Below are 6605 nucleotides of genomic sequence, written 5' to 3'. Positions count from 1 at the left end.
CGGACAGCCGCGCGGGCATGTCGTCCGAGGACAAGAAGCGGCTGCGCACCGGCTCCGCCGAGGGCAAGCGGACCGACTCGATGATGATCCTCGCCGACTGCTCCGGCGGCACCACGATGATCTCGCTGCCGCGTGACTCGGATGTGGAGATCCCCTCGTTCAAGGGCTCGGACTCCGGCAAGCTCTTCCCGAACCAGGGCCGCCGGGTCAAGCTGAACGCGGCGTACGCGGAGGACGGTCCTGAGCTGCTGGTGCGCACGGTGGAGCACAACACCCATCTGCGCATCGACCACTACGCCGAGATCGGGTTCGCGGGCTTCGCCAACATCGTGGACGCGATCGGCGGGGTGGAGATGGACATCCCGAAGGGGTTCAAGGACGAGAAGTCGGGCGCGGACTTCGACGCGGGCAAGCAGATCCTGAGCGGCGAGCAGGCGCTGGCGTTCGTACGGACCCGTTACGCGTTCGCGGAGGCGGATCTCGCGCGGACGAAGAACCAGCAGAAGTTCCTGGCGGCGCTGGCGAGCCAGACCGCGACGGTGGGCACGATCCTCAATCCGTTCAAGCTCTACCCGGTGATGGGCGCGGGCCTGGACACGCTGGTCGTGGACAAGGACATGTCGCTGTGGGATCTGAGCCAGATGTTCTTCGCGATGAAGGGCGTCACGGGCGGTGACGGCAAGTCGCTGAACATGCCGGTCTCGGGCAGCCGGGGCGGGAATCTGGTCTGGGACAAGGCGAAGATGGACCAGATCGTCAAGGAGATCCAGAACGACGAGAAGGTGACGGTGTCGGGCAACTGACCTCCCGGACGCCTCAGGGGCCCGTCCCGGCAGCGCCGGGGCGGGTTCTCCGTGCCTCAGGGGCCTGTACAGTCCGAAGAACGATGGTTCTCCCGGTGGGCCCGGCAAGGAGTGAGCGGATATGGACGCGGAGACCGCCGAGCTGAGGGTGCTGGAGACGGCCCGGACGCTGTTCGAGGAGCGCGGGGTGCAGGCGGTGGGCATGGACGCCATCCGTACGGCCTCCGGGGTCTCGCTCAAACGCCTCTACCAGGTCTTCCCCTCCAAGGACGCCCTGGTCGAAGCCGTGCTGCGCCGCCGTGACACCGAGCTGCGGCAGGCCATCGCGGCCCATGGCGCGACCCATGCGGACACCCCCCGCGAGCGGATCCTCGCGGTCTTCGACTACCTCGCCGACTGGTTCGCCGAGCCCGGCTTCCGGGGGTGCGCCTTCATCAACGCGTATGGCGAGATCGGCGGCGTCTCCGAGAGCGTCTCGGAGATCGCCCGCACGCACAAAGCGGCGGTACGCGAGTACTTCGCCGCACTCACCGCCGAGCTGGGCGCACCCGACCCCGGGTATCTCGCGGACCAGCTGTCCATCCTGGCGAACGGCGCGATGGCGACGGCGGGGATCAGCGGCTCCCCGGAGCCGGCGGGGCAGGCGAGGGAGGCGGCGAGGGCACTGCTGACGGCGGCGGTGCCGGACGGGGGGTGAGCCCCTGGTCCCGATCCTCCGGCCGGCCCCGGCCGGATGCATCCGCACTCAGTCCAGGGACGCTAACGCACCCACTACGAGTGAACGTGCCGCAGCGCCCCGCGCAGCCCCGTGTGAGAGCCGGTCGAAGGCCCGGGCGTACAGCTCGACCTGACTGGGCTCAGTAAGTGTGGAGGCGGCATCCAGCGTGCCCGCGTGCACCCTGACGTCATCGAAGATCGTGAAGGTTGGCATGGGCCATACGGTCCGTTGCTCCGAGAACGGGACGATGCCCACGGCAATGTTCTGGAGGTCCATCACCCCGAGTAGGTGACCAAGCTGCGCCGCCATGGTCTCGGCACTGCACATCCGGTACCGCAGTACGGCTTCCTCCAGTACGAAGGAGAAGCGCCGGGCGCCATGGTTCAGCACCGCGTTTCGTCGTATGCGAGCCACCACGGCATCGCTCACGTCGTCCGGGGTTCCCCGGAAGCCTGCGATGGACGACAGCAGGGCTGCTGCGTACCCGGGCGTCTGAAGGAATCCGGGGATCACGTCGGAGACGTAGACCCGGAACATCCTGGTCTGCTGGTACAGGTCCCCCGTGGACTCTTGCAGACGACGGAGTCCGCTCCGCTGAAGTCGTCTCCACTGAACGTGGGCATCAGCTGATTGCCTGTTCGCTGCGATCAGGTCAGGGGCCTGATCGTCAACGGCGCAGGCTCGGCACCACGATCGGATGTCCGAGTCGGAGGGGGGTGTCTTCGCATTCTCGATCCGGGACGACTTCGACTCCGACCAGCCGCATCTGACTGCCAGCTCCCGCCCGCTGAACCCAGCATCCCTCCGGATCTCGCGTAGACGGCCGGCGATCTCTTCGCGGGCCTTCTGGACGCTTGAGGAGGGGTGTGGGGGCATGGAGCCGATTTCGTCAGATCTCGTACAGGTGGTGCGGGATCGCTCGCTCCCAGACCGCTTCAAAGGCAGCGGAGCACAGCTTCACGGTCTCCGGGTCGTCCGTAATCTCGTCCTCGACCACCGCTCCATCACCGGAGAAGTGGTGCACACGGAGAAGCGCGCCGTCGAAAAGCCAGAAGTCGTTTCCCGGCAGAGGGATGCTCGTGGATCGTCGGCGTGGCAGCCACCGGACTTCCTCGCCCGCAGTGACGTTGGCATGGGTGACGTAGTGCTCCCACCGGATGTAGTCCGATACGGGCTGGGAGACCACCCTGGCCCGGCGGACAGACACGCCCCGGGCCACGGCATCCGTGATCAATTGGTCGTAGGGATGCCACCAGGAATCGCGGTCCTCCCAGTTGATCCGCTCACCGCGCCTCCATGCCTCGAACCGATCTGTCGGTGCGTAGGAGTCGCGCAACTCCAGGTGGACGGCAGATCGCTCGCACCGGCCAAGCAGCTCAGCGAAGCTGGGCACGCTCGACGGCATCACACGCCTCCCTGATCATCGGAATCATCCGGGCAGGAATCCTGACGATGGCCTCGCTGTCCGGCACCGGATTGTTCGCCGGGCTGCTCGCCTCGCACTCCTCATGAGTCTCGGTGCTCGGCTTCCACCCCTGCAACAAGATCTCCTGAGCTTCCGCGTCCGCCCACACGGTGGGGCAGTGGTCCCGATCGGTGTTCGGGTCGATTCCGACAAACTCTACGGCCATGGCCGGCTCCCTGGTCCAGGTGGTTGCTCGGGCTTGTATGAGCTTCCCTGAGCAGCGGATGCAGCGTCAATACCGGCACCAGTCATGACAATTGGTGTGCAAGTTCATGCAAGAATGTGGCCGCCTCGCCAGCGATCTCCCTAGGGTCGCCCCTGCGCCGAGTGGTACGGAGCACCGCTACAGGCTTTCGTCCGTCAGGGGCGCGGACTGGCCGACTCCGCATCCGGCCCTGACGCAGAGCAGGAAGGACACAACCACGACCGACCTGTACAGCTCCCCGTAGAGGGGCCGAGTTCAATAAATCCGGCAGTAGTTGAAGACTGCGAGTCGGCCTACGATCTCGCCCTAGGTGACACTCTGCCAGTAGCGGCGTCGCTCGCCCTGCTAGAGGAAGCGGCAAAGGAGTTCGAACGTGATCAGTAAGCGAGACCTCCACGATGCACAGTGGCGGAAATCGAGCCACAGTGGCGCGAGCGGTGGAAGCTGCGTGGAGGTCAGCGACGACTTCCCTGGCGTCGTTCCCGTTCGTGACAGCAAGGTCGCGGACGGCCCGGTCGTGTCCGTCGAAGGGACGGCGTGGTCCTCGTTCGTGGGCGCGGTCAAGGGCGGAGAGTTCCCCGGCCGCTGAGGTGTGAAGCCTGAACGCATCTGGGCCCCGGCCGGAGTGATCCGGTGCCGGGGCCCATCGCTCTGGCCGGCCAGAGGCAGGCGGAGTTACGGCAGGTTCCTCGCCATGACGATCCGCTGGACCTGGTTCGTGCCTTCATAAATCTGGGTGATCTTCGCGTCGCGCATCATGCGCTCGACCGGGTAGTCGCGGGTGTAGCCGTAGCCGCCGAGGAGCTGGACGGCGTCGGTGGTGATCTCCATGGCGGCGTCGGAGGCGAAGCACTTCGCCGCCGCGCCGAAGAAGGTCAGGTCGCTGTCGACGCGCTCCGACTTGGCGGCGGCGGCGTAGGTGAGCTGGCGGGCCGCCTCCAGCTTCATGGCCATGTCGGCGAGCATGAACTGTATGCCCTGGAAGTCGGCGATCGGCTTGCCGAACTGCTTGCGCTCCTGGACATAGCCCTTGGCGTAGTCGAGTGCGCCCTGGGCGATGCCGAGGGCCTGGGCCGCGATGGTGATGCGGGTGTGGTCCAGGGTCTTCATCGCGGTGGCGAAGCCGGTGCCCTCTTCGCCGATCATGCGGTCGGCCGGGATGCGGACGTTGTCGAGGTAGACCTCGCGGGTCGGGGAGCCCTTGATGCCGAGCTTCTTCTCCGGTGCGCCGAAGGAGACGCCCGGGTCCGACTTCTCGACCACGAAGGCCGAGATGCCCTTGGAGCGCTTCTCGGGGTCGGTGACGGCCATGACCGTGTAGTACTCGGAGACCCCGGCGTTGGTGATCCAGCGCTTCACGCCGTTGAGGACGTACGTGTCGCCGTCGCGGACCGCCCGGGTCTTCATGCCCGCCGCGTCCGAGCCGGCGTCCGGCTCGGAGAGGCAGTACGAGAACATCGCGTCGCCCTGGGCGAGCGGGCGGAGGTAGGCGCGCTTGAGCTCCTCGGAGCCGGAGAGGATCACCGGGAGCGAGCCGAGCTTGTTGACGGCGGGGATCAGCGAGGAGGAGGCGCAGACCCGGGCGACCTCCTCGATGACGATGACGGTGGCGAGCGCGTCGGCTCCCGCGCCGCCGTACTCCTCGGGGACGTGGACGGCGTGCAGATCGCTGGCGACCAGGGCGTCGAGCGCCTCCTGCGGGAAGCGGGAGTCCTCGTCCACCTCGGCAGCGAAGGGGGCGATCTTCGCCTCGGAGAGCGAGCGGATGGCGTCGCGGAGCGCGTCGTGCTCCTCGGACAGGCGGTACAGGTCAAAATCCGACTTACCAGGCGTTCCGGCCACGTTACTCACTCCCCAAAGCGCTAACTACCGTTAAGTAACCAATTTTAGACGCGGGCGTCCGGCGGGCATACGTGAGCTTGCCGACAGGCGCAAACCTGCCCACGGCAGGCACGACTATGCTCGGGGCGCGAACCCGACCACCACCTCCGACGACGGCGAGCCGAACGTCGGTCTCTGCTGTCTGGAGCAACCGTATGGCCCTCAGGATCACTGTGATCGGCACCGGCTACCTCGGGGCCACGCACGCCGCGGCCATGGCGGAACTGGGCTTCGAGGTACTGGGTCTCGATGTGGTGCCCGAGAAGATCGCGATGCTCTCCGCCGGCCGGGTCCCCATGTACGAGCCGGGGCTCGAAGAACTGCTCTCCCGCCATGTCGCCGGGCTCGACGGAGCGAGCGGGCGGCTGCGCTTCACCACCTCCTGGGAGGAGGTCGCGGACTTCGGCGACGTCCACTTCGTCTGTGTGAACACCCCGCAGAAACACGGCGAGTACGCCTGCGACATGTCGTACGTCGACGCCGCGTTCTCCTCGCTCGCCCCGCTGCTGACCCGGCCCGCGCTGGTGGTCGGCAAGTCGACGGTGCCGGTCGGCAGCGCGGACCGGCTGGCGAAGCTGCTGGCCGAGCAGGCTCCCGGCGAGGTGGAACTGGCCTGGAACCCGGAGTTCCTGCGCGAGGGCTTCGCCGTGAACGACACGCTCCACCCGGACCGGATCGTGGTGGGCGTGGGCAGCGAGCGGGCCGAGAAGCTGCTGCGCGAGGTGTACGCGACGCCGATCGCGGAAGGGTCGCCGCTCGTGGTGACCGACTTCCCGACCGCCGAGCTGGTGAAGACCTCCGCGAACTCCTTCCTGGCGACGAAGATCTCCTTCATCAACGCGATGGCCGAGGTCTGCGAGGCCGCGGGCGGCGATGTGGTGAAGCTGGCGGAGGCCATCGGGCACGACGAGCGCATCGGCTCGAAGTTCCTGCGTGCGGGCATCGGCTTCGGCGGCGGCTGTCTGCCCAAGGACATCCGCGCGTTCATGGCGCGCGCGGGCGAGCTGGGCGCGGACCAGGCGCTGACGTTTCTGCGCGAGGTCGACTCCATCAATATGCGGCGGCGCGGCCATATGGTCGAGCTGGCGCGGGAGGCCGTGGGCGGCGGCTCGTTCCTCGGCAAGCGGGTGGCGGTGCTGGGGGCGGCGTTCAAGCCGGACTCGGACGACGTACGCGACTCGCCCGCGCTGAACGTGGCGGGGCAGATCCATCTCCAGGGCGGTCAGGTCACGGTCTACGACCCCAAGGGGATGGCGAACGCGCGCCTCCTCTTCCCGACGCTGGGGTACGCGGACACGGCCCTGGAGGCGGTGCGCGGCGCGGATGTGGTGCTGCATCTGACGGAGTGGCGCGAGTTCCGCGAGCTGGACCCGGCGGAGCTGGGGTCGGTCACCACCTCCCGGATCCTGCTGGACGGGCGGAACGCGCTGGACCCGGTGAAGTGGCGCGAGGCGGGCTGGGTCTACCGGGCGATGGGCCGCCCGACCGCCTGAGCCAGGGAGATACCCGCCCGACCGCCTGAGCCAGAGGGGC

Annotated in this window: 8 protein-coding genes; 4 read left to right on the top strand and 4 right to left on the bottom strand. The window is 67.6% G+C overall.

The genetic code is table 11. The features are described from left to right. Together FF041_RS15495 and FF041_RS15490 are read left to right on the top strand one after the other, a co-directional pair. Positions 1–803: LCP family protein (locus tag FF041_RS15495; RefSeq protein ID WP_194292046.1), on the top strand; the 803-nt coding region annotated here is incomplete at its 5' end. 121 nt (positions 804–924) lie between these two features. Further along, positions 925–1500, top strand: coding sequence for a TetR/AcrR family transcriptional regulator (locus FF041_RS15490; RefSeq protein ID WP_153523368.1), 576 nt, complete (start codon positions 925–927; stop codon positions 1498–1500). A 48-nt stretch (positions 1501–1548) separates the two neighbouring features. Here FF041_RS15490 and FF041_RS15485 read toward each other — a convergent pair whose 3' ends face one another. From FF041_RS15485 to FF041_RS15475, 3 genes are read right to left on the bottom strand one after another with little or no spacing between them, the layout of a single operon-like run. After that, complete coding sequence (locus FF041_RS15485; protein ID WP_153523367.1) at positions 1549–2397, bottom strand: helix-turn-helix domain-containing protein; 849 nt, start codon at positions 2395–2397, stop codon at positions 1549–1551. Positions 2398–2410: 13 nt separating this feature from the next. After that, positions 2411–2926 carry a DUF6879 family protein gene (locus tag FF041_RS15480; RefSeq protein ID WP_153523366.1) on the bottom strand — a complete coding sequence of 172 codons (516 nt, stop codon included), beginning with the start codon at positions 2924–2926 and terminating at the stop codon, positions 2411–2413. Then, entirely contained in the window at positions 2898–3152 is a 255-nt protein-coding gene (locus FF041_RS15475; protein ID WP_153523365.1) for a hypothetical protein, read from the bottom strand. Before FF041_RS15475 ends, FF041_RS15480 begins: the two co-directional genes overlap by 29 nt. A gap of 412 nt (positions 3153–3564) precedes the next feature. Between FF041_RS15475 and FF041_RS15470 the strand changes: the two genes are divergently transcribed. After that, positions 3565–3780, top strand: coding sequence for a DUF397 domain-containing protein (locus tag FF041_RS15470; RefSeq protein WP_323391900.1), 216 nt, complete (start codon positions 3565–3567; stop codon positions 3778–3780). 86 nt (positions 3781–3866) lie between these two features. Here FF041_RS15470 and FF041_RS15465 read toward each other — a convergent pair whose 3' ends face one another. Further along, positions 3867–5033 carry an acyl-CoA dehydrogenase family protein gene (locus tag FF041_RS15465; protein ID WP_323391899.1) on the bottom strand — a complete coding sequence of 389 codons (1167 nt, stop codon included), beginning with the start codon at positions 5031–5033 and terminating at the stop codon, positions 3867–3869. A 194-nt stretch (positions 5034–5227) separates the two neighbouring features. Between FF041_RS15465 and FF041_RS15460 the strand changes: the two genes are divergently transcribed. Next, positions 5228–6565 (top strand): UDP-glucose dehydrogenase family protein, encoded by a 1338-nt coding sequence (locus FF041_RS15460; protein ID WP_153483550.1) that lies wholly within the window; start codon positions 5228–5230, stop codon positions 6563–6565. The last annotated feature ends 40 nt before the right edge of the window (positions 6566–6605 follow it).

The sequence above is a fragment of the Streptomyces jumonjinensis genome, assembly GCF_009600885.1.
GTDB classification, from domain to species: domain Bacteria; phylum Actinomycetota; class Actinomycetes; order Streptomycetales; family Streptomycetaceae; genus Streptomyces; species Streptomyces jumonjinensis.
This window is presented reverse-complemented; position numbering and strand designations above follow the sequence as displayed.